Raw genomic sequence first — 21,202 nt, forward strand, 5'->3', positions numbered from 1 at the left:
AACCTTCAGTGAGAGTACCCCGAATTTTGTGTAAGCATAGAGTCCAACTCTTCCCCAGGTATCGGTCTGCTAAAGTAATAGCCCTGCCCAAAATCGCACCCTATTTTCAATAGAAGGTCGCGCTGCTCTAATGTTTCAACCCCTTCGGCTATCACTTTAAGACCTAATTTATGCGCCATCACCACTATCGCCTCACAAAGAGCATAATCCGACGGATCGCTGGCCATATTCCTAACGAAGGACTGGTCAATTTTCAAATAGTCGATATCAAACTTCTTCAAGTAGGACAGTGAGGAATAACCCGTACCAAAATCGTCAATCGAAACTTGAATACCCGCATCTCGGAAGCTGAAAAGCTTGCGAGAAGTTGTCTCATCTGTGTTCAACAACAAACTTTCGGTAATCTCAACACAAAGATTCCTGCCACTGAGGCCATTTTCTTTCAAGTGCGAAACCCACAACACGTCTGCGCTATCACCACTTCTAAACTGTATAGGTGATTTGTTTACACTAATTTGGAAACCACCATGAGAAAGTTGATTCCATCGCTTTAGCCAGCGTACAGATTCGTGCAGCACCCACTCCCCAATTGGAATGATGTGTCCAGTTTCCTCCGCCAATGGAATGAATGTCATCGGGCTAATCATCCCTCTTGCTGGATGAATCCATCTCAAAAGTGCTTCAGCTTTAAATATATTATTGGTAGATAGCTCAACAATCGGTTGAAAATAAACTCTGAGCTGCCCAGACTCCAAAACGCCAGCCAATTCGCTAGATAAGCGTAATCGATTCAGTGCATCTGCCTGTAAAGATGGGGTGAAGAAACTAAATCTGCCCTTTCCTTGACCTTTGGCCGCATACATTGCACGGTCAGCGTATTGCATCAATTGTGATGGCTGGGTTGTATCATCAGGGTAGATAGAGATACCGATACTGGCAGAAGAGTAAACCAACTCTTCTCCAAGTTTGTACGGTGCCACCAGACGCTCAAGAAGCTGGCCAGCTAGGCGTTCCACATCACCAACTCCATTAAGTTGGCTCAGCAGCACCGTAAACTCATCTCCGCCCAGCCTCCCCACAGTATCGGACTCGCGTACACACGCCTCGATTCTCCTACTTGCCTCAACTAGGAGATCGTCGCCAATATGATGGCCTAGGGTGTCATTGATCTCCTTGAAGCGATCAAGGTCAATAATAAGAATAGCCAGAGAAGTCTGGCTACGTTGTGTTTTTTTAATCTCTTGCTCTAGTCGATCTCGCAACATACGCCTGTTTGGCAAGCCTGTCAGCGTATCGTAGTTCGCTTGCCTCCAGACCAACTCATCGGCATGTTTTTTGTCGGTTATATCCAAGAAAAGCGCTATGCGCCGATTAACCGAGCCATCTGGGTGATAAATCGTATTGATGGAAAGTTGTTCTGCGAATACCTCACCATTCTTACGACGATTCCATACCTCCCCTTGCCAGCGCCCCGTCTGCTTCAGCGCCTGCCACATCTCCCGATAAAAACTTGCACCCTGGCGCCCCGAGCTGAGTAGGCGAGGATTTTTGCCGACGACCTCCGATTCAGAAAACCCTGTTGTTAACGTAAAGGCTGGATTGGTTGCAACGATATTGTCATTGGCATCGACCACCATGATGGCCTCAGTGCTGTTGCCATACACCATGCTAGCAAGCTTCAATGACTCTTCTGCTTGACGTCGCTTGGATATATCTCGGAAACTCCAAACGCGTCCGACTATCTGCTCACCTATGCATTGCGGTCGCGAATAGCGCTCAAAATGGCGACCATCCCTGAACGCCAAAACATCAAAGCTTTCCTCTGCCGGTTGCTGGTAGAGCATCCGCACTGTACTCAAGAAACCATCCGGATCCACAAGTTGATCAAGCACATATGCAATCGCAGTAGCATCGTCACCACCGGCCATTACAGCATCCGGAATACCCCAAAGCCTCATGAATTGCTGGTTGTAACTGGTAATCTTGCCTGCGCTATCCACCACCAATATGCCGTCAGCGGTCGACTCCAGTGTGGCAACCAACAGTGAGGTCTTTTCCGCCATCTCTTGCTCGGCCTGTTTGCGATTGGTCAGATCGGAGTGCGTCCCTACCATGCGCAACGGATTCCCTTGCTCATCCCGACTAGCTAACATCCCTCGCGCCAGAATCCACTTCCAAGAGCCATTTTTGCACCGCATACGAAACTCAACCGAATAACTTGATTCGGTCCCGTTAAGATATTCGGCTATCGCATGTGTTACTCGCGCTTTGTCTTCTGGGTGTAGGTGCTCAATCCACGCCGCACCTAGTTGAGGAAAATCATGATCGAAATAACCGACCATTTCCATCCAGCGTTCGGAGAAAATTGCTTGGTCCGTTTTCGGGTTCCAGTCCCACACTCCATCTCCTGCCCCCTCCAATGCAAATTTCCAACGCTCTTCGCTTTCCTTTAATGCCTGTTCTTGTTGTTTACTTGCAGTAATATCCTGAAAAAATACCGCCATCTGATTGGGAAGCGTTTGGAATGCACTCACTGCATAGGCGCCGTTGATTCTTCCCTCCTGATATGAGATCTGTTGCGTGAACCAGGTGCCACCATACGCGGCAACTCTGCGATACTGAGATGGAACTTCGGTAGCAATCAGAGCAGGGAATGCTTCCTCAATTGTTTTCCCAATGAACTGACAATTATCCACACCGAGAATGTGATCGGCCGCAGGGTTGGCTCCGCTGAATACCAAGTGACCATCCGAATCGACACAGTACATGTGCATTCCCATCGGAGCATTGTTCAAAACGGCGCGAGAGAATGCGTGTTGTTGCTCAAGTTGAATTCGAGATTGATCGATGATGCCGAGAGTTTCCTTCTGGGCGGTAATATCGCGAATCACACTTAATACATGTATCGCACCATCAAGCTCGATGACTCGCGAGTGGATTTCAACAGGCATGACTCGACCATCTTTGCATATATGCGCCGACTCAAAGCGAGCTTGACCATTTAGCATCAAAGTCCTCATGCGCTCAGGAACTCGCGATGCAAACTCGGGAGGGTCGAACTCGCTGATGCGACGACCAATCATCTCCTGCTGAGAATACCCTCGCTGTTCCGCACCTGACCGATTGACTTCGACGATTCGTCCAGTCATGTCGAGTATCAGCATACAGTCTGCCGCCATATCAAATAGTAATCGATAACGATCAAGAGTCATCGGTTCGGTCTTTTTCATAGAGCATTTCCCATCTGTGACGCAAAAGTCGGCAACCATGCTGCAATTGATTTGAAATATTACCCCATTTCCATTACCCACCTGCAGCCACCGCGAAAGGACTATCCATGAACCACCGTCACCACCGCTCCCTCGCTAGCCGCAACTTCCAAACCGCCTCACTCAATGCTACTAACCCATCCCGCAATCTCACCAACAAGGCTACCTGAACATTAGAGCACCTCGAAAATCCCCTGCTGACATGAGAAAATCTGGTTAACGAAACGAACTTGCATTAGCCAGTGTTAAGACAAGTCTATTTGCTTCACAGGAGCTAGAAGCGAAGCTGAACAAGCTTGGGGAAGTGCTGAGTGTGATAAACATGCTTTGGGTCTGAGTGCCTTTGTAGCCAATGAATGGAGCACTTTGCCGTAGGCTATGGTCTGTGCCGCTCCCTCAATTGCCATGGGCAGCAGCCAACCCAGAGTGGACGAAGGGTAGATTTCTGCCGGATACACCATTCCTCGATCCTAGGGCAGTTTTGGGCAGATGATTGCTAAGGGCGACTACACAATTCCCAGCCCCAGAAAATGCTTACAACTTCGAACCGCTTCTGAGTTTCGCATCTCACTCTTCGTTAAGCATGCGTTCGGCAAGTAGATAACCCTAGCTTAGTCACCAGTTGGAATATCAAGTTCGAAGAAATACGGCACCATTCTCAATTTTTGTAATCAGTTTTCCTGCACAACCTTTGTCAGGTGCAATAGCTTGCCCATCCTCTAAATTGATGTTCCATCCGTGCAGCGGACAGGCCACGGTGTGGCCGAACACGATGCCCTGCGACAGCGGTCCGCCCTTGTGCGGACACTTATCGTGCAGGGCGAACACCTGATCGTCGGCACTGCGGAACAGCGCGATGTCGCCTTGCGCGGTCTTCAGCACGCGCGAACCCAGCGGTGGGATGTCTTCCAGTGTTGCAATCAGTTGCCAGTTTTCCATGATGAGTTCCTTGTCAGATTGAGAGTGGGGAGAATTCGCGCGGATTGACGTTTTCGGTCGCCCACGGGTCTTTTTCTTCTTGCAATGCGTAGCGCAGGCGTTCATACAGCGCCTTGCGCTGGGCGGCATCTTCGATCACCTGCTGCTTCACGTAATCCAGTCCGACGCGCTCGACGTAATGCACGGTGCGATCCAGATAGCGCGCCTCTTCGCGGTAGAGTTGGAGGAAGGCGCCTGAGTATTCCAGTACCTCCTCGCGGGTTTTCACCTTAACCAAAAATTGCGCGACCTCAGTCTTGATGCCGCCGTTGCCTGCCACGTAGAGTTCCCAGCCGGAATCCACGCCGATGATGCCGACATCCTTGATGCCTGATTCGGCGCAGTTGCGCGGGCAACCGGACACGGCGATCTTGACCTTGTGCGGCGAGTTTAGCTTCCACAGGGCCTGCTCAAGATCAATCCCCATCTGGGTGGAATCCTGCACGCCGAAGCGGCACCATTCGCTGCCCACGCAGGTCTTCACCGTGCGCAGCGCCTTGGCGTAGGCGTGGCCGGAAGGCATGTCGAGGTCGGCCCAGACGCTGGGCAGGTCTTCCTTCTGGATGCCGAACATGTCGATGCGCTGGCCACCCGTCACCTTGATGGCAGTGATGTTGTATTTGTCGGCCACGTCGGCGATGCGGCGCAGTTGCGCGGCAGTCGTCGTCCCACCCCACATGCGCGGTACCACCGAGAAGCTGCCGTCCTTCTGGATATTGCCGTGCGCCCGTTCGTTGATGAAGCGCGACTGTGGATCGTCCTGCGCCACGCGCGGATGGGCGCACAGCACGTAGTAGTTCAGTGCTGGGCGGCAGGAAGCACAGCCGTTCGGCGTGCGCCATTCCAGCTCCTGCATCACCTGCGGGATGCGGATCAGCGTGCGCTCCTTGATCGCCGCGCGCACCGCCTCGTGGGTCAGCTCGGTGCAGCCGCACATCGGTTTGGACTTGTTCGCCTGCGGCGTGTATGCGCCGCCCACGGTAGAGGCGATGATCTGTTCGACCAGCCCAGTGCAGGAGCCGCAGGAGGCCGATGCCTTGGTGTGTTTGCGCACCTCGTCCAGCGTAAACAGGCCGTTTTCCGTGATCGCATTGACGATGGTGCCTTTGCACACGCCATTACAACCGCACACCTCCATGCTGTCCGGCATGGCCGCCGTGCTGTTTTGCCCCTGATGGCCGGTGTTGCCCAGATGAGATTGGCCGAACATAAGGTGGTCACGCAGCTCGGCCACGTTCTTGCCGTCGCGGATCATCTGGAAATACCAAGCGCCATCCTTGGTGTCGCCGTACATCACCGCACCGACCAGAACGTCGTTTTGCAGCACCAGCTTTTTGTACACACCACCGGCGGCATCGTGCAGCACGATTTCTTCGGTGTGCTCGTTACCGGTGAAGTCGCCCGCCGAGAACAGATCAATGCCGGTGACCTTAAGTTTGGTCGAAGTCACCGAGCCTTGATAGCGCGCGATGCCCAGTTGCGCCAGATGATTGGCGCAGACCTTGGCCATGTCGAACAAGGGCGCGACCAGTCCGTAAGCCGTGCCGCGATGCGATACGCATTCGCCCACGGCGTAGATGGCTGGGTCGCTGGTTTGCAGCGTGTCATCTACTACGATGCCACGATTGCAATCAATGTCAGCGGACTCCGCCAGCGCCGTGTTGGGACGGATGCCGACCGCCATCACCACTAGATCGGCGGGAATTTCTGTTCCGTCCTTGAAACGAATCGCTGACACGCGCCCCTGTTCGCTGCCTATCAGCGCCTGCGTCTGCGCTTCCAGACGGAACTTCAGCCCCTTGGCTTCCAGCGAAGCTCGCAGCAAGTCAGCCGCCGCTTTGTCCAGTTGCCGCTCCATCAGCCAAGGCATGATGTGCACCACGGTCACGTCCATACCGCGCAAAGCCAGACCGTTGGCGGCTTCCAGCCCGAGCAAGCCGCCGCCGATGACCACGGCGTGCTGGTACTTTGCCGCTGCGTCTATCATGGCGTGGGTGTCGTGGATGTCGCGGTAACCGATCACGCCGTCCAGTGAGTTGCCGGGCACGGGCAGGATGAACGGCGTGGAGCCGGTCGCCAGCAGCAGGCGGTCATAGTCCGCCGTGGTGCCATCTTCGGCGTGGACGATCTTGTTCAACCGGTCGATGCGCACCACTTTCTTGTTCAGGTGCAGGGTGATCTTGTTCTGCGCATACCAGTCGAGATCGTTCAGGATGATGTCCTCAATCTCCTGTTCGCCCGCCAGCACCGGCGACAGCATGATGCGGTTGTAGTTGGGGTAAGGCTCCGCGCCGAACACCGTGACGTCGTATAGGTCGGGTGTCAGTTTGAGTAGATCTTCCAGCGTGCGTACGCCCGCCATGCCGTTGCCTACCATCACCAGTTTCAGTCTCTTCATGCTCCACTCCTCTTAAAGTTGCTTGCAGCTAATCGTTTCAGTTCGGGCAGGCAGGAGCCGCATTGCGTGCCGCAGCGCAGTTTTTCCTGCAAGACGGGCAGTCCGCCGCCCTGCGCCAGTTGGGTGTTGATCTCGTTTTCGGATACGTCCAGACAGTTGCAGACGATGCGACCACGCGCATGCTGCCCAGCGGGCGGCGCAGATACGGGGGCGAGCAGCCAGGGGCGCAAGGCCGTCGCATCGGCATCGCTGGCCATCAGCTCTTTCAGCCAGTCGCGCGCCAGCGTCTCGCCGGTGAGCCGCACCGCGCGCAGCTTGCCGTGCTCGATGCGGGCTTTTTTCGAGATGCCGCGTTTGGCATCGTGGTAACTCATGGTCGCTGCATCCAGATTCAGTGCGACATCCAGTTCAGCCAGCAGTGTGGCATCCACGGCGGTTTCATGGGCGGCACGGAACACCGAAAGCTCATGTTCGCGTCCGTATAATCCAACGTTTGCGTAGCGAAAGTGCGGCAGCAGCGGACGTAGGCGGGCGAGCGTATCGCCACAGACCATGCCGATGACCTGCCAAGGTAGCTCAAGTTTGCTCACTTGCACGGCGGCGTGCTTGAGTTCGGGCTGTTTGGAGTGCGGATCGGTCGCACCTTCGATCAGCGCATTGGCGCCCAGCCCGCGCATGAACTGCTCGCCCCAGTGCATGGGCAGGAAGGCTTGCCCCGTTGACATCTCAGTAGAGGTGCTGACGCGCAGCACCAGCGCGCCGCGTCGGCTGGTTACCTCAATAATGTCGCCGTTCGCCAGTTGTCTTTCTGCCATGTCAGCGGTGTGCATGGACAGCAGCGGTTCATCGACATGACTGAACAAGCGCCCCGTTTTTCCGGTGCGGCTCATGCCGTGCCACTGGTCGCGCAGCCGTCCGGTGTTGAGGTGCAGCGGGTAGCGTGCATCGGTGTCTTCAGCCAGTGGCAGATCGGTGGCGGCATGGAAGCGAGCCTTACCGCTCGGTGTGGGGTAGCGGCCATCGGCGTACAGTCTTGCCGTTCCTGCGTTAGCGGAGGCTGGCAACGGCCATTGTTGCGGCCCGGCTTCTTCCAGCAAGGCGTAGCTCAGGCCGGAGATATCCAGATCGCGCTTGGCGGTGCTGGCACGATGCTCGTTGAAGATCGTTTCGGTGTCGGGATAGCCCAGCAGCGCAGATTTACCGAGACGTTGCGCCAACCGTTGGCCGAATTCGGCGGCAATTTGCCAGTCGTGGCGTGCTTCGCCCGGAGGCGGCACGGCAGCGCGCACCCGCGAGATGCGGCGCTCGGAGTTGGTGACGGTGCCATCCTTCTCGCCCCAGGTGCTGGCGGGCAGTAGCAGATCGACGAACGGTACGGTGTCGGTGTCGCGGAAGGCTTCCTGAACCACCACGAACTCGGCGTGCGCCAGCGCCTCGCGCACTTTCTGCGCATCCGGCAGGGAGTGCGCTGGGTTGGTGCAAGCGATCCACACGGCTTTAATCTCGCCGCAGTGGAGTGCGTCGAACAGCTCTACGGCAGTCTTGCCGGGGCGCTCGGGGATGGACGGTACGCTCCACAGCGCAGCGACTTCGGCGCGGTGTTGCGGGTTGGCTAAATCGCGGTGGCCGGACAGCAGATTGGCCATGCCGCCGACCTCGCGCCCGCCCATCGCATTCGGCTGGCCGGTGAGCGACAGGGGGGCGGCACCCGGTTTGCCGATCTGGCCGGTAGCTAGATGCAAGTTGATGAGCGTGGCGTTCTTGTCGGTGCCGTGCGCGGACTGGTTCAGGCCCTGGCAGTACAGCGACAGCGTCGGCCCGCTGGCAAACCAGCGTGCTGCCTGCACGATGTCGGCGACCGATATGCCGCAACGCTCGGCAGCGACTTGTGGTGTGGCTGCTTGCACAGCCTGCCGCACGGCGGCGAAGTTTTCGGTGTGGGCAGCGATGTAAGCCTCGTCACACCAGCCTTCCCATATCATCACATGCAGCATGGCGTTGAACAGCATCACGTCACTGCCGGGTTGGATGGCCAGGTGCAGGTCGGCGGCCTGCGCGGTGTCGGTGCGGCGCGGATCGACCACGATCAGCTTCTGCTTCGGGTTGGCCTTGCGCGCGTCCTCGATGCGGCGGAACAGGATGGGATGCGCAAACGCGGTGTTCGATCCGGCGATGAAGACGCAGCCTGCGTGGGCGATGTCGTCGTAGCAGCCGGGCGGAGCGTCTGCTCCTAGCGTCAGCTTGTAGGCGGAGACGGCGGACGACATGCACAGCCGCGAATTGCTGTCCACGTTGTTGGTGCCGATCAGGCCCTTGGCCAGCTTGTTGAAGACGTAGTAATCCTCGGTCAGCAACTGGCCGGAGATGTAAAAGGCAACGGCATCCGGCCCATGTGTGGCGATGATGTCGGCAAAGCGTTCGGCGGCGTGATCCAGTGCCGAATCCCAATCCACCGGTAGGCGCGGGTCTGCTCGCCCGATGCGCAGTTCCGGTTGCAACAGACGTTGCTCCGGGCGCGCGGTCAGATGCAGCGTGGAACCCTTGCTGCACAGCTTACCGAAATTGGCCGGATGTGCTGGGTCGCCACGCACACCGCTGATATGCTCGACATCAGATTCGATGATGACGCCGCAGCCCACGCCGCAGTAGCAACAGGTAGAGCGCGTTTCTCTAGGCCAGGATTGTTTGTTCATGGCTCGAAAGAGGACCTTTTGGAATATATTTCGAGTTCGTAGCTTGGCCTAACCTCTTCATGAGGAGTAATAAACTCTCCATTCGCTAGGCATAGCACATTATGTTCATCTAACGCGTAAACCCATTTATCTCCACGGGACCTCAAAGTATCGAGTACCCAGTCCAGCGTACATCCACCCTTTGGGATGGCTACAATCTCAGATCCCATCATGAGAAAATCGCCAGTTCGCCCCAAATACTGAATCGCCACTCCCGATTGGAGGGGAGACGGTGAGAATAGACTCTTAAAGAAGGACAGCTTCATCGTGCTAAGCCGCTTCTTTGTGCGCCTGCTTCTGGTACAAGAACTCCAGCACCGCGCCGCGTAACTGGTGGTAATGCGGGTTGTTGGCCAGTGCCAGACGGTTGCGCGGCTTGGGCAGATCGACGCTGAGGATCTCGCCGATGGTTGCCGCTGGGCCGTTGGTCATCATCACGATGCGGTCGGACAGGAGCACCGCCTCGTCCACGTCATGCGTAACCATCACCACGGTGCTCTGGGTGGCGGCGACGATCTTCATCAGTTCATCCTGCAAGTGGGCACGGGTCAGCGCATCCAATGCTCCGAAGGGCTCGTCCATCAGCAATACCTTGGGTTGCATGGCCAGCGCTCGGGCGATGCCGACGCGCTGCTTCATGCCGCCAGAGATCTCGTGCGGGTATTTCTTCTCGGCGTGTGACAGGTGTACCAGCGCCAGTGCATCCAGCGTGCGCTGGCGCAGCTTGGCTTTGTCCTCGGTATCGCCGAATACGCGCTCCACGCCCAGATAGATGTTGTCGAAGCAAGTCATCCAAGGCAACAACGAGTGGTTCTGGAACACCACGGCGCGCTCCGGTCCAGGCCCTGCGATCTCGCGCTCGGCGCAGAACAGGTGGCCGGAGCTGGGCAGCAACAGCCCAGCGATCAGGTTGAGTAGGGTGGATTTGCCACAACCGGAGTGGCCGATTAGCGTGATGAACTCACCGCGTTCGATGGTCAGGTCGATGTCGCGCAGTGCGATGAATTCGCCCTGGCGTGTGGTGAACACCATGCCAGCGTTCTCGACATTTACGTATCGTTTCATTTGAGTCTCCTAGTAGCTGAAGCGCTTGGCCAGCCATACCAGCATCTGTTCCAGCAACAGGCCGACGATGCCGACCACGAAGATGGCGATGATGATGTGCTCCACATTCAGGTTGTTCCATTCGTCCCATACCCAGAAGCCGATACCAACGCCGCCGGTGAGCATCTCCGCTGCTACGATGACCAGCCAAGCGGTGCCGATGGACAGCCGCACGCCGGTGAGCATGTAGGGCAGGGTGGCAGGGAACAGGATGCGGGTGAATACCTTCCACTCTGACAGCTTGAGTACGCGCGCCACGTTGAGGTAATCCTGCGGCAGTTGGCGTACGCCCATGGCGGTGTTGATGACCATGGGCCAGATACTGGAGATGAAGATCACCCAGATTGCCGCTGGATTGGCGGCCTTGAATACCAGCAGACCGATGGGCAGCCAAGCCAGCGGGGATACCGGCTTGAGCAAGCTGATGATGGGCGAGGCCATCTTGTCCAGAAAGGTGAAGCGCCCGACCATGAAGCCCAGCGGGATGCCAATCAGCGCGGCTAGGCCAAAACCGGTGCCGACGCGCTGGAGCGAATTCAGGATGTTCCAACCTATGCCCTGATCGTTGGGGCCGTGCCGATAGAAGGGGTCGCTGAACAATTCTACTGCCGAGTGCCAAGTTTTGACTGGTCCCGGCAGCGTGTCATTGGTTTGCGCCAGCATGCCCCACAGGCCGACCAGAAATGCCACCCCCAGCAACGGGGGCAGCACCGAGTGCACCATGAATTCCTTGAAGTCACGAAGTTGCATGGTCACCTCAAGCGTGGATCTTGAAGCTGGCGGCGTACTTCTTGGGGTCCTTGCCGTCCCACACCGTACCGTCCATCAACTTGCTGCTGCGCATCACGTCCTTGGGCACGGGCACTTTGACCTGCGCAGCCGCCTGCTTGTACAGCTCGACCTGATTGATCTTCTTGGCGACGCCCAGATAATCGGGATCATCCTTGAGCAGACCCCAGCGTTTCTGTTGGGTGAGGAACCACATGCCGTCAGACAGGAAGGGGAAGTTGACCGCGCCATCGTTGTAGAACTTCATGTAATTGGGGTCGTTCCACTTCTTGCCTAGGCCGTCCTCGTACTTGCCTTCCAGACGCTGATCGATCACCTCCACCGGACAGTTGACGTAGGACTTGTCGGCGATGATCTCGGCGACCTTGCGGCGATTGGCCATATCGTCGATGTACTTGGAGGCCTCCAGTACCGCCATGATGAGCGCGCGTGCAGTGTTGGGATTCTTCTGGGTGAATTCGGCGGTGCAGCCCAGCACCTTTTCTGGGTGGTCTTTCCAGATGTCTTGCGTGGTGGCCGCAGTGAAACCGATCTTGTCGTAGATGGCGCGGTTGTTCCACGGCTCGCCGACGCAGAAACCGTCCATATTGCCGACGCGCATGTTGGCGACCATTTGCGGTGGCGGCACGGTGATGGTCTTCACGTCACTCATCGGGTTGATGCCGTTACTGGCCAGCCAGTAATACAGCCACATGGCGTGGGTGCCGGTGGGGAATGTCTGGGCAAAGGTGTAATCGCGCTTCTCGGCATCCACCAGCTTCTTCAGCGTCGCGCCATTGGTCACGCCCTTGTCTCGGAGCTGGTTGGATAGGGTGATCGCCTGACCGTTGTTGTTCAGCGTCATCAGCACGGACATGTCTTTCTTTTGTCCGCCGATGCCTAGGTGTACGCCATAGATCAAGCCATACAGAACGTGAGCTGCATCAAGTTCACCGTTAGTCAGCTTGTCGCGCACAGCCGCCCAGGACGCTTCCTTAGATGGAATGATCTTGATGCCGTATTTCTCGTCGAACTTCATCACCGAGGCGATGACCACGGAGGCGCAGTCGGTTAGTGGAATGAATCCGACTCGGACCTCTTTCAGTTCCGGGGCGTCGGAACCTGCTGCCCAAGCTGCACTGCGCACACCCGGCGGTACCATGGCCATCAAGGCGGCGCCTCCCAGTAAACCCATTCCATTCTTCATAAAATCTCTCCGGCTGTTGTTGGTTTCATCGTTCATGACATCGCTCCTTGGTTAAAAACTAGCAAATAAAAAAGGCGTCCATCTGCAAGAGATACCGCTCTCGCAAATGGACGCCTTTGTCCTTGATTCTGTCCGACCATCATGGTCGGAGTCTATTTACTTACTCGATCCGCCGTTGGATCGTTGTTGTTAGCTAAGCAATCGCTGTGCCAGCTATCCCATCAACTCTGCCACCGTGATGACTTGGCGAGCCACATCGGCTAGTTTGAGTCCCTTATCCATCGCCATTTTGCGCAACGCCTGATATGACTCGTCTTCACTCCAGTCGCGTTGCTTCATCAATATGCCCTTGGCGCGATCCACTTCCTTGCGTTCGGCCAATTGATTCTCGGCTTTTTCCAGCTCTTGACGCATGGCGTGGAACTGGTTGAATCGAGCGATCGCTACTTCCATGATGGGGCGCAGTCGTTCAGTTTTCAGTCCATCGACCACATAGGCACTGACCCCTGCACGTATCGCTGCGCGTATCTTTTCGCTATCTTCATCGTGTGTAAACAATACGATAGGTCGTGGCTGGTCACGACTGATGATGCACAGATGCTCCAGCGTATCTCGATCAGGTGAGTCTGTATCGAGGATGACAATATCGGGCTTGAGTTCGCTCACTAAACCCGGCAAATCAGCACTTGCGGAAACATGAGCGGCGAGGTGGCAGCCGGCTTCATTCAGCGCGTGCTTGAGCAGTGCGGCGCGCTCGAAGGTTTCATCCACCAGCAGTACGCGTAAGGGGAATTCAGCAGTATTGATATTCATACCGCTTGTAAAGCAAGTATTACGCCAGAATTAAATGAGGCGTTTTAGGTCAGGAGACAATTAAATGCACTAATTGGTGGCAACAAATGCTTTCAATGCACCTAAATGAATCAGAACGAATTGGTTACTATATTTATTCGAATCACGTCAATAATCAGTGAGCAATTCTTCAACAGAATGAAAAGTTATCACTTAACTAGGTACTCACAGCCAGTGTCAGCAAACTACATCACATCTGTCATTCGGCAGCAATAGGCTTTGTGACCGCAAAGGCCGAGGATGTGACGGCCAGGAATTCGGCCAAAGCGGAAATTGAGGAACGAGGCCGGCTATTTCTGCTATCGGCCCCCGAGCGGACATCAGCAGCTAATCGACGAGCTACTTACCACTCGCAGCTTCCCACTCCGCTATACCTTCCCGCAGATGGATGGCTGAATATCCTTCTTGCCTTAGCAGAGCAACGGCATCCACTGCCATCAGACAATAAGGCCCTCTGCAGTAAGCGACAATGGCGCGGTCTTTAGGAAGTTCACTCAGACGCTGGCGTAGTTCCTCGATTGGAATCGAGCGAGCAAACGGCAGATGCGCATTCAAATATTCCCCTGTCGGCCTGACATCGAGTACCACCACCTCACCTTTGCGTGCCGCCTTCATTAGGCTGTCACGATCACTCGGCACCAAATCATCCGGTTGCGAGGCGATCTTCTGCAATGCTAGTTGCAGCTCAATCAATCGCTCCTCCGCCAGAGTATGGATCTGTACCCACATGTCAGCTACCGACTTGTCGGCGAGACGGTAGTAGATGTTTTTACCCTGACGCTCGGTTTCAACCAGATGCGCCATGCGCAACTCGCGTAAATGTGAGCTGGTCAGCTTTACGCTGATAGATGCCTCGTTCGCCAGCGTCTCCACCGTCTTCTCGCTCTGACAAAGCAGTTCGATCAGCTCCAAGCGCTTGGGGCTGGAGAATACCTTGCCTATCCGTGACACCTGCTCATAGAGCAGGTCTTTTATCTTGCGAGAGTCTTTCATGGCATTAGTCCGTAATTGGCTGGATTGTATGACTAAGACTATAGATTAACTTGACACAGAATGACAGATGGCGCTTAATCATTCCAGTATCGACTAGAATGATAATCAACCCAAGGAGGTCGCCATGAATCATCTTTATATCCTCAACGATGGCCCATATGGAAGTGAGCGCACCTATAACGGCCTGCGTTTGGCTGGCGCTGTTTCCAAAATGGAAGGCAATGCCGTGCGGGTTTTTTTGATTGGTGATGCGGCATCGGCGGCACACCGCAATCAGAAAGTACCGTCAGGCTTCTACAACGTGGAAACCATGCTCGGCAATGTGATTCGGCACGGCGGCGAGGTTGGTATCTGTGGCACCTGTATGGATGCGCGAGGCATGAGCGAAAGCGATATTGCAGATGGCGCACGCCGTAGCACCTTGGCTGAGTTGTCGGAGTGGACGGTGTGGGCAGATAAGGTTCTGGTGTTCTAATTTAAAAGGGAGGGCGGGATGTTTTTCAAACAACTGGCAACAAAAGAGTCGTCACTGTCTTACTTCTTCGGCTGCGGCACCAAGGGTAAATCCATGGCGGTAGATGTGGTCGCAGGCGATGAGGAGTGGTACATCGAGGAGGCGAAGAAAGCTGGGGTCTCCATCAATTATGTGATCGACACCCATGTCCATGCCGATCATTATTCCGGCGGCAGGAAACTCGCCCAGATGGTCGGTGCGCCGTACTGCCTGCACGAATCGAACAAAGGACGGGTCAAGTTCGAGTATGAGTCATTGGGCGATGGTCAGTCGCTCAACCTCGGCAACGTCAATGTCGAAGTCCTGCACACTCCCGGACATACGCCCGACAGCATCTGCCTGCTAGTGACAGATATGCGGCGCGGGGAGCTGCCTTGGTTCGTTATCACCGGTGACACGCTGTTCGTTGGTGCCATCGGTCGCCCTGATCTCTTGGGACGTGAGCGCGAGATGGCGGGTCAACTTTTTGACAGCATTCATGCCAAGCTGCTGCATTTATCCAATGAAGTCGAAATCTATCCGGGGCATCAGGCAGGCAGCGTGTGCGGTGCGGGTTTGTCCGGTAAGCCGAGTTCGACCATCGGATTCGAGAAGCGCTGGAATCAGGCATTGTCGATGGATAAAGCCGCTTTCATCGAGAACTTAGTCAAAGAGATTCCGCCGCGCCCAGCCGAGATGGACAAGATGGTAGCTGCCAACCTCGCGGGCTGATGGGTATGCAACACGGTATTCGAGTTAACCTAGATCAGTTCCTGCATCAACTGCTGCAAGTCATGCTGGTGGGTTTCACCATCGGCATGATGCGCACAGTAGTACCTGCATTATCCGAATCTGAATTCGGAGTGCCGAAGAATTCGTTCATGTTACTTACCGCTTTTGTGGTGGCATTCGGTTTAGTTAAAGGCACGCTCAATTTTGTGGCGGGTCGCCTGTCCGAGCGCATCGGGCGCAAGAAAGTATTGCTGTTGGGTTGGGCGGCAGCACTGCCGATTCCGTTGCTGATCTATTTCGCCCCCTCATGGAGTTGGATCGTCGCCGCAACCGTATTGCTTGGTATCAATCAGGGCTTGACCTGGTCGATGACACAGACATCCAAGCTGGACATTACTCGTGCCGATCAGCGCGGTTTGACTATCGGTTTAAATGAGTTCTCCGGATATATCGGGCTGGCGCTGGCAGGCATCATCACCGCCTATCTGGCGACCATGCTAGGACCTCGTAGCGGGCTACTGCTGTTTGGCATGACGACCGTGTTGCTCGCCATGCTGCTGACTTTGTTGTGGGTCAAAGACACACTGCCGTGGGCTAAGCTGGAAGCGGCCAAACACGCCACCACACCTTCTACAACCATCAAGCCGCGCTATTCGACCAACATCAGTGCGCAGCCGACAACATGGGAGGTGTTCACACTGATGTCGTGGCGCGACAAGCGTTTAGCGGCCATCAGTCAGGCTGGACTGGTAGAGAAGTTCGTCGATGCGCTGGTGTGGGTGTTCTATCCGGTGTTCCTTTTCCAGCAATGCTTGAGTTTGCCCGACATCGGCTGGGTGGTCGGCGTGTATGGTTTCGTCTGGGGCGGTTCCCAATTCTTCACTGGAAAATTATCCGACCATATCGGGCGGCACAAACCCAACGTGTGGGGCATGTGGATTTGCGGCGCGGGCGTGGCGATGATGCTGTTGCAGGAAGGCATGGCGTGGTGGTCGCTCTCCGCAGCCGTCTCCGGCTTCGGCATGGCGCTGCTGTACCCGAATCTCTCCGCTGCCGTGGCCGACATCTCACATCCCAACTGGCGGGGTTCAGCTATCGGCATCTACCGCTTCTGGCGCGATCTGGGTTACGGCATCGGCGCACTCGGACTCGGTATTGCCGCACACTTCAGCGGTTCGGTGACGGCGGCATTCTGGTTTGTAGCGATTTCGATGTTCCTGTCTGGGGGAATTCTCGGGGTATTCGGGGAAGAAACTCATCCGAAAATTAATTCTTCGAATGACCACTAATGGCGAGAGCGGACACCAACTCGTATCAGCCCTACCGTCTGCTTAGGCCGATCATCAGACATTGTGCCAATTTAGTCACTACTCCTGCGGCAGCTCAATCCCACCGCGTGGTGTAGTTCAATGACAATTACTCCCCCTCATCACTGAGTGCCGACTGGTCTCACTCACTGCCTGCCAGCGTGTGGCTCCATCACCTCCTGCGCTGTGTTGCTTACAGGTCTTCTTCGACATCCTCAAATCGACGGGCCTGAGGACACCCTAGGGATGTAGTCCCAAGCCTTTTTGTATTGGTAGCCGGACGATAGATGGTCACAAGCCCTCGGATATACGCGGATAAGGTTTTGTTTGGTGGCAATCAGCGCGGATGGATGCGGATAAATCTGGCTGGAATTAATGTTTGTGCGGATGAGTGCGGATAAGTTAATTTGGATGGTTGAATCAGGCGGATGAAGGCGGATGGAAAATATTGCTTGATAGAAAACGTTCAATCATTACGATAGATATGAAATCAGGAGATCCAAGATGCAGATACGTCATGCCAATGGTCGAGTCCAATTGATACGCAACCAATCCGATCCGGAGACAGGCCGTAGGCAGCAGGCCGTCCTTATCTCTTGGCCCGCATCCTTTGTGCCATCTTTATGCAACCTTGGCGGACTGACAGATGAAGAACAGGAACAGCTTCGAGCTTTTAGGGAAGTGTGGGCTCGGGCAATCAAACAGCAGCAGTCGGCTGAGGCACTTGCCGCGATCGCTTCTGAATTGAGACAGTTCAGGACGGAATTGCCGGAACTTCCCGAGCTGATGCCAATCGATACGGGGCCGATCTGGCGACTACTGGCTGCGTTGAAGCAAACCTTACGTGCCAGCCAAGCAAATGATCGCCCTCTTCAGGAGTAAGTCATGCAGATACGAGTTCAGGGAAGGCGCTATCAGTTCATTCGGCATGAGGTCGACCCGGAATCCGGTAAGCGCCAGCAAACAGTCATTCTTTCCTTTTTCACAGAAAAGATGCCTTTGGAAAAGGATGTCGTCGAACACTTGTCAGCACAAGAGATGATTGATTTTGAAGTATGGAGAGCGAATAAGCTTACTATGGGTAATGAGTGTGCCGATCCTTTGGGCAGGGTGCTGCAGGCCATTCGTGCTGCAATTGAAGCGATGGCGGTATTGCCTTTCAGTGACGTACAACTGTCTGAAATCGAGTCGGAGATCGGCCAACTTGAAGAAGTAATGCTTAGGTTGGGGTATGAGCCATAGGATCTCGCTACATGAAATCTATAAGCGGCATTCAAAATAGCTTTCTTGTTTTCGTTAAGCTTTCGGACGCCAGCGTAGCAAACCGCCGTGACATAACTCCCCCTTGCCTTGCAAAATTTTAAGTTAGCCCTTTCGCGGGAATGTAAAAAATCTGCTTACTATTCTTGAGTCCATCAAGATTGATTGTCCAGTATTGCGCGATTCAATCCTTTCTCAGATGACGTGCTCTTTGTCGGCTCGCATTCTGCGAATCTTTATGGATTCATTAAGAATGGGTGGTTGTAACGCATCTCACTTAAAGTAAGGGAGCATCAAAGGAAAAGGTTTTCTCCTTCACTTTCCTGCAAATCCGAATTATTGAATAATCGCACTTGCCAATCTTGGTATGTATTCATAATATACTGGCCATGATTAATCTGACTAAAATCTCTGGATTTGACTGGGATGACGGGAACGCTCGCAAGAATGAAAAGCATGGCGTTTCTATGGCAGAGGCTGAGCAGGTGTTTTTCAATGATCCGTTACTACTTCTTATTGATGCTAAGCACAGTCAAGAAGAAGCGCGGTATCACGCACTAGGAAAAACCGATGAAGGAAGAACGGTTCATATCACTTTCACTCTTCGGGGTGACGGGGCCAAGATTCGAGTAATTTCGGCCCGAGATATGCACAAAAAGGAGCGGCAGATTTATGAGCAAACAGACTAGACCAATTCCGGCCTTCGCGACCGAAGCAGAGGAGCGCATCTATTGGGAAGAGCATGACTCGACTGAGCATCTTGACTGGAGCAAAGCCCAGCGCGTTGTACTGCCTAATCTCAAGCCAAGCACTAAGACGATTTCGTTGAGACTTCCTCAGCACCTGCTTGATTCGCTCAAGGCAGCAGCTAACTCACGCGATGTGCCCTACCAATCTTTGATTAAGGTATGGCTGCAGGAGAAGCTGCATAGTCACTAGTGACGGTGTCAATTTTGTCCCACTCTTAACTAGAGGGGGCGCAGTAGCTAATTCGTAGCTACGAATTAGCTAATTTGCACTTGCATAAGCTATTTATGGCTACGTAGGCATGATGACAAATGGCGCAGGGCATTGTTTAATAAGGTAAGTTATCATAATCCGCAGGTCCCCCGTTCGAATCGGGGATTCGCCACCAAATATCAATGGCTTGCAGTGATGCGGGCCATTTTTATTTTGTGGCTTGTGCCAAAATTATGTCAGAAAATTTCTCTGATACCCGCTCACCATGTAGCTCCATCACCTCGGTTTCTCAGCCTAGTCGTCCCCCAACTTTTGAGTAGCCCTTGCACGAGGCCGTTGCGAGGGTTACATGCCTAATGTTTGAATGCGATAATGCGCATATCTCGAAATCGTTCGATCAAACCATCCACGATGAGTGAAATTCCCCCGAGGCTAATTGAAATTGGGGATGTTTTAAGAGCTGTTTTGGCAACATAGAGTTAGCAATCAAAGGACTGGATAAAAATGCTGCTAATGATCGACAACTATGATTCGTTCACCTACAACTTAGTGCAATATTTCGCTGAACTCGGCGCTGAGGTTGAGGTGTTTCGTAATGACGAGATCTCTGTCGAGCAGATCGAGAAGCTGAATCCGCAGCACTTGGTGGTATCTCCCGGCCCCTGCACGCCGAACGAGGCGGGCATTTCGGTGGCGGCGATCAAGCACTTTGCGGGCAAGATTCCGCTGCTTGGGGTCTGTCTCGGTCATCAAAGTATCGGTCAAGCATTCGGCGGGCGCATCATTCACGCCAAAACGTTGATGCACGGAAAAACGTCGCAAATCCATCATCACAATAATAGTGTCTTCACTGGGTTGCCCGATCCCTTCACTGCCACGCGCTACCACTCGTTGGTGATCGAGCGTGAGTCGATGCCTGATTGTTTGGAGATTACAGCTTGGACGGATGATGGCGAGATCATGGGTGTGCGCCACAAGACGCTGGCTGTGCATGGCGTGCAATTTCACCCAGAGTCTATCCTTACCGAGCATGGGCATGACATGCTGAAGAATTTCTTGGAGGGTAAGCCATGATCACCCCACAGCAAGCCTTAGCGCGCCTGATCGATCAACGCGAGATCTTTTACGACGAAATGCTGTCGTTGATGCGGCAGATCATGAGTGGTGAAGTCACTCAAGCACAGATTGCAGGCATTCTGGTTGGCTTGCGCGTGAAGAAAGAAACCATCGGCGAGATCTCTGGTGCGGCTTTTGTGATGCGCGAGTTTGCTACCAAGGTGCCGGTCACACAGCGCGACCATTTGGTAGATACCTGCGGCACAGGCGGCGATGCGGCGCACACGTTTAATATTTCGACAGCCAGCGCGTTCGTTGCTGCGGCTGCTGGAGCCCGAGTCGCCAAGCATGGCGGACGCTCTGTCTCATCCACCTGCGGTTCTGCTGACGTGTTGGAGTCGCTGGGCGTCAACATCAATCTGACACCAGAGCAGGTCGGACATTGTGTTGACAGTGTCGGCATTGGTTTTATGTTTGCCCCCAACTTTCATGGTGCGATGAAATACGCTGCGCCGGTGCGTCGCGAGTTAGGGGTGCGCACGCTGTTCAACGTGCTTGGGCCGTTGACCAATCCCGCTGGAGCTGAGAATCAGGTGATGGGCGTGTTCCATCCTGATCTGGTAGGTATTCAGGCGCGGGTGTTGCAGCGCTTGGGCAGTCGCCATGTGTTGGTGGTGAATGGTAGCGATGGCTTGGACGAGATCACTATTGGCGGTCCGACATTCGTCGCTGAATTGAAGGATGGCGAAGTGACCGAATATACCGTCACTCCAGAGCAATTCGGTTTGCAGGCAACATCGCTAGATTCAATTCGCGTGTCGAATGCGGCAGAGGCAAAGGCCATGCTTCTTGGTGTGCTTGACAATCAAGCCGGGGCGGCGCGTGACATTGTATTGCTTAATGCCGGTGCGGCGATCTACGTGGCCGGACTGACAGCCAGCCTCGCCGAGGGTGTGCAACGTGCTGCCGCGACGTTATCGAGTGGCGCTGCAAAAGCTAAACTACACGCACTGGTTCAGTCTAGCCAGACTTGAGGTGTGGCTTTCAGTTGTTGCCTGTTGGCCGCTGAGGATAGGCGGCAGCCGTTATGCTG

Annotated in this window: 18 protein-coding genes; 9 read left to right on the forward strand and 9 right to left on the reverse strand. The window is 54.6% G+C overall.

What is annotated here, in order from left to right; genetic code table 11:
* Nucleotides 1-5: 5 nt before the first annotated feature.
* The 9 genes from OYT1_RS00850 to OYT1_RS00895 all read right to left on the reverse strand — a co-directional run bounded on the left by OYT1_RS00850 (nt 6) and on the right by OYT1_RS00895 (nt 14,301).
* Nucleotides 6-3,230: a sensor domain-containing protein gene (locus tag OYT1_RS00850; RefSeq protein WP_062625783.1), complete on the reverse strand. Its 3,225-nt coding sequence runs from the start codon at nt 3,228-3,230 to the stop codon at nt 6-8.
* A 669-nt stretch (nt 3,231-3,899) separates the two neighbouring features.
* Nucleotides 3,900-4,208: a nitrite reductase small subunit NirD gene (gene nirD, locus OYT1_RS00855; RefSeq protein WP_062625782.1), complete on the reverse strand. Its 309-nt coding sequence runs from the start codon at nt 4,206-4,208 to the stop codon at nt 3,900-3,902.
* Nucleotides 4,209-4,221: 13 nt separating this feature from the next.
* On the reverse strand, nt 4,222-6,645 hold the full coding sequence (gene nirB / locus OYT1_RS00860; RefSeq protein WP_062625781.1) for a nitrite reductase large subunit NirB: 2,424 nt from the start codon (nt 6,643-6,645) through the stop codon (nt 4,222-4,224).
* Nucleotides 6,642-9,338, reverse strand: coding sequence for a nitrate reductase (locus OYT1_RS00865; protein WP_062625780.1), 2,697 nt, complete (start codon nt 9,336-9,338; stop codon nt 6,642-6,644). The genes nirB and OYT1_RS00865 overlap by 4 nt, the downstream gene beginning before the upstream one ends.
* 309 nt (nt 9,339-9,647) lie before the next feature.
* Entirely contained in the window at nt 9,648-10,442 is a 795-nt protein-coding gene (locus OYT1_RS00875) for an ABC transporter ATP-binding protein (RefSeq protein ID WP_062625778.1), read from the reverse strand.
* A gap of 9 nt (nt 10,443-10,451) precedes the next feature.
* Nucleotides 10,452-11,231 carry a nitrate ABC transporter permease gene (gene ntrB / locus OYT1_RS00880; RefSeq protein WP_062625777.1) on the reverse strand — a complete coding sequence of 260 codons (780 nt, stop codon included), beginning with the start codon at nt 11,229-11,231 and terminating at the stop codon, nt 10,452-10,454.
* Between the two features lie 7 nt (nt 11,232-11,238).
* Entirely contained in the window at nt 11,239-12,492 is a 1,254-nt protein-coding gene (locus OYT1_RS00885) for a CmpA/NrtA family ABC transporter substrate-binding protein (RefSeq protein ID WP_062625776.1), read from the reverse strand.
* Nucleotides 12,493-12,669: 177 nt separating this feature from the next.
* Nucleotides 12,670-13,269, reverse strand: coding sequence for an ANTAR domain-containing response regulator (locus OYT1_RS00890; protein WP_062625775.1), 600 nt, complete (start codon nt 13,267-13,269; stop codon nt 12,670-12,672).
* 378 nt (nt 13,270-13,647) lie between these two features.
* Complete coding sequence (locus OYT1_RS00895; protein WP_062625774.1) at nt 13,648-14,301, reverse strand: ArsR/SmtB family transcription factor; 654 nt, start codon at nt 14,299-14,301, stop codon at nt 13,648-13,650.
* 124 nt (nt 14,302-14,425) lie between these two features.
* Here OYT1_RS00895 and OYT1_RS00900 point away from each other — a divergent pair, with 124 nt between their 5' ends.
* From OYT1_RS00900 to trpD, 9 genes are all read left to right on the forward strand, one after another.
* Complete coding sequence (locus tag OYT1_RS00900; protein WP_062625773.1) at nt 14,426-14,776, forward strand: DsrE/DsrF/TusD sulfur relay family protein; 351 nt, start codon at nt 14,426-14,428, stop codon at nt 14,774-14,776.
* 18 nt (nt 14,777-14,794) lie between these two features.
* A complete protein-coding gene (locus OYT1_RS00905; protein WP_062625772.1) occupies nt 14,795-15,526 on the forward strand; it encodes an MBL fold metallo-hydrolase in 732 nt (243 codons plus the stop codon).
* Nucleotides 15,526-16,815: an MFS transporter gene (locus OYT1_RS00910; RefSeq protein WP_062625771.1), complete on the forward strand. Its 1,290-nt coding sequence runs from the start codon at nt 15,526-15,528 to the stop codon at nt 16,813-16,815. The genes OYT1_RS00905 and OYT1_RS00910 overlap by 1 nt, the downstream gene beginning before the upstream one ends.
* A gap of 522 nt (nt 16,816-17,337) precedes the next feature.
* Nucleotides 17,338-17,715, forward strand: a complete 378-nt coding sequence (locus tag OYT1_RS00915; RefSeq protein WP_062625770.1) for a hypothetical protein — start codon at nt 17,338-17,340, stop codon at nt 17,713-17,715.
* A gap of 3 nt (nt 17,716-17,718) precedes the next feature.
* Nucleotides 17,719-18,075 (forward strand): hypothetical protein, encoded by a 357-nt coding sequence (locus tag OYT1_RS00920; protein WP_062625769.1) that lies wholly within the window; start codon nt 17,719-17,721, stop codon nt 18,073-18,075.
* 407 nt (nt 18,076-18,482) lie between these two features.
* Nucleotides 18,483-18,782 (forward strand): BrnT family toxin, encoded by a 300-nt coding sequence (locus OYT1_RS00925; protein ID WP_062625768.1) that lies wholly within the window; start codon nt 18,483-18,485, stop codon nt 18,780-18,782.
* Entirely contained in the window at nt 18,766-19,032 is a 267-nt protein-coding gene (locus tag OYT1_RS00930; protein ID WP_062625767.1) for a BrnA antitoxin family protein, read from the forward strand. Before OYT1_RS00925 ends, OYT1_RS00930 begins: the two co-directional genes overlap by 17 nt.
* 525 nt (nt 19,033-19,557) lie before the next feature.
* Complete coding sequence (locus tag OYT1_RS00935; protein WP_062625766.1) at nt 19,558-20,127, forward strand: anthranilate synthase component II; 570 nt, start codon at nt 19,558-19,560, stop codon at nt 20,125-20,127.
* Nucleotides 20,124-21,143 carry an anthranilate phosphoribosyltransferase gene (gene trpD, locus OYT1_RS00940; protein WP_062625765.1) on the forward strand — a complete coding sequence of 340 codons (1,020 nt, stop codon included), beginning with the start codon at nt 20,124-20,126 and terminating at the stop codon, nt 21,141-21,143. The genes OYT1_RS00935 and trpD overlap by 4 nt, the downstream gene beginning before the upstream one ends.
* Nucleotides 21,144-21,202: the final 59 nt, after the last annotated feature.

The organism is Ferriphaselus amnicola, assembly GCF_000974685.2.
GTDB lineage: Bacteria > Pseudomonadota > Gammaproteobacteria > Burkholderiales > Gallionellaceae > Ferriphaselus > Ferriphaselus amnicola.

Bases quoted from the DNA above. Each gene is read 5' to 3' on its own strand.
- OYT1_RS00850 (WP_062625783.1), bottom strand. From the start codon at position 3,230: ATGAAAAAGACCGAACCGATGACTCTTGATCGTTATCGATTACTATTT.
- nirD (WP_062625782.1), bottom strand. From the start codon at position 4,208: ATGGAAAACTGGCAACTGATTGCAACACTGGAAGACATCCCACCGCTG.
- nirB (WP_062625781.1), bottom strand. From the start codon at position 6,645: ATGAAGAGACTGAAACTGGTGATGGTAGGCAACGGCATGGCGGGCGTA.
- OYT1_RS00865 (WP_062625780.1), bottom strand. From the start codon at position 9,338: ATGAACAAACAATCCTGGCCTAGAGAAACGCGCTCTACCTGTTGCTAC.
- OYT1_RS00875 (WP_062625778.1), bottom strand. From the start codon at position 10,442: ATGAAACGATACGTAAATGTCGAGAACGCTGGCATGGTGTTCACCACA.
- ntrB (WP_062625777.1), bottom strand. From the start codon at position 11,231: ATGCAACTTCGTGACTTCAAGGAATTCATGGTGCACTCGGTGCTGCCC.
- OYT1_RS00885 (WP_062625776.1), bottom strand. From the start codon at position 12,492: ATGAACGATGAAACCAACAACAGCCGGAGAGATTTTATGAAGAATGGA.
- OYT1_RS00890 (WP_062625775.1), bottom strand. From the start codon at position 13,269: ATGAATATCAATACTGCTGAATTCCCCTTACGCGTACTGCTGGTGGAT.
- OYT1_RS00895 (WP_062625774.1), bottom strand. From the start codon at position 14,301: ATGAAAGACTCTCGCAAGATAAAAGACCTGCTCTATGAGCAGGTGTCA.
- OYT1_RS00900 (WP_062625773.1), top strand. From the start codon at position 14,426: ATGAATCATCTTTATATCCTCAACGATGGCCCATATGGAAGTGAGCGC.
- OYT1_RS00905 (WP_062625772.1), top strand. From the start codon at position 14,795: ATGTTTTTCAAACAACTGGCAACAAAAGAGTCGTCACTGTCTTACTTC.
- OYT1_RS00910 (WP_062625771.1), top strand. From the start codon at position 15,526: ATGGGTATGCAACACGGTATTCGAGTTAACCTAGATCAGTTCCTGCAT.
- OYT1_RS00915 (WP_062625770.1), top strand. From the start codon at position 17,338: ATGCAGATACGTCATGCCAATGGTCGAGTCCAATTGATACGCAACCAA.
- OYT1_RS00920 (WP_062625769.1), top strand. From the start codon at position 17,719: ATGCAGATACGAGTTCAGGGAAGGCGCTATCAGTTCATTCGGCATGAG.
- OYT1_RS00925 (WP_062625768.1), top strand. From the start codon at position 18,483: ATGATTAATCTGACTAAAATCTCTGGATTTGACTGGGATGACGGGAAC.
- OYT1_RS00930 (WP_062625767.1), top strand. From the start codon at position 18,766: ATGAGCAAACAGACTAGACCAATTCCGGCCTTCGCGACCGAAGCAGAG.
- OYT1_RS00935 (WP_062625766.1), top strand. From the start codon at position 19,558: ATGCTGCTAATGATCGACAACTATGATTCGTTCACCTACAACTTAGTG.
- trpD (WP_062625765.1), top strand. From the start codon at position 20,124: ATGATCACCCCACAGCAAGCCTTAGCGCGCCTGATCGATCAACGCGAG.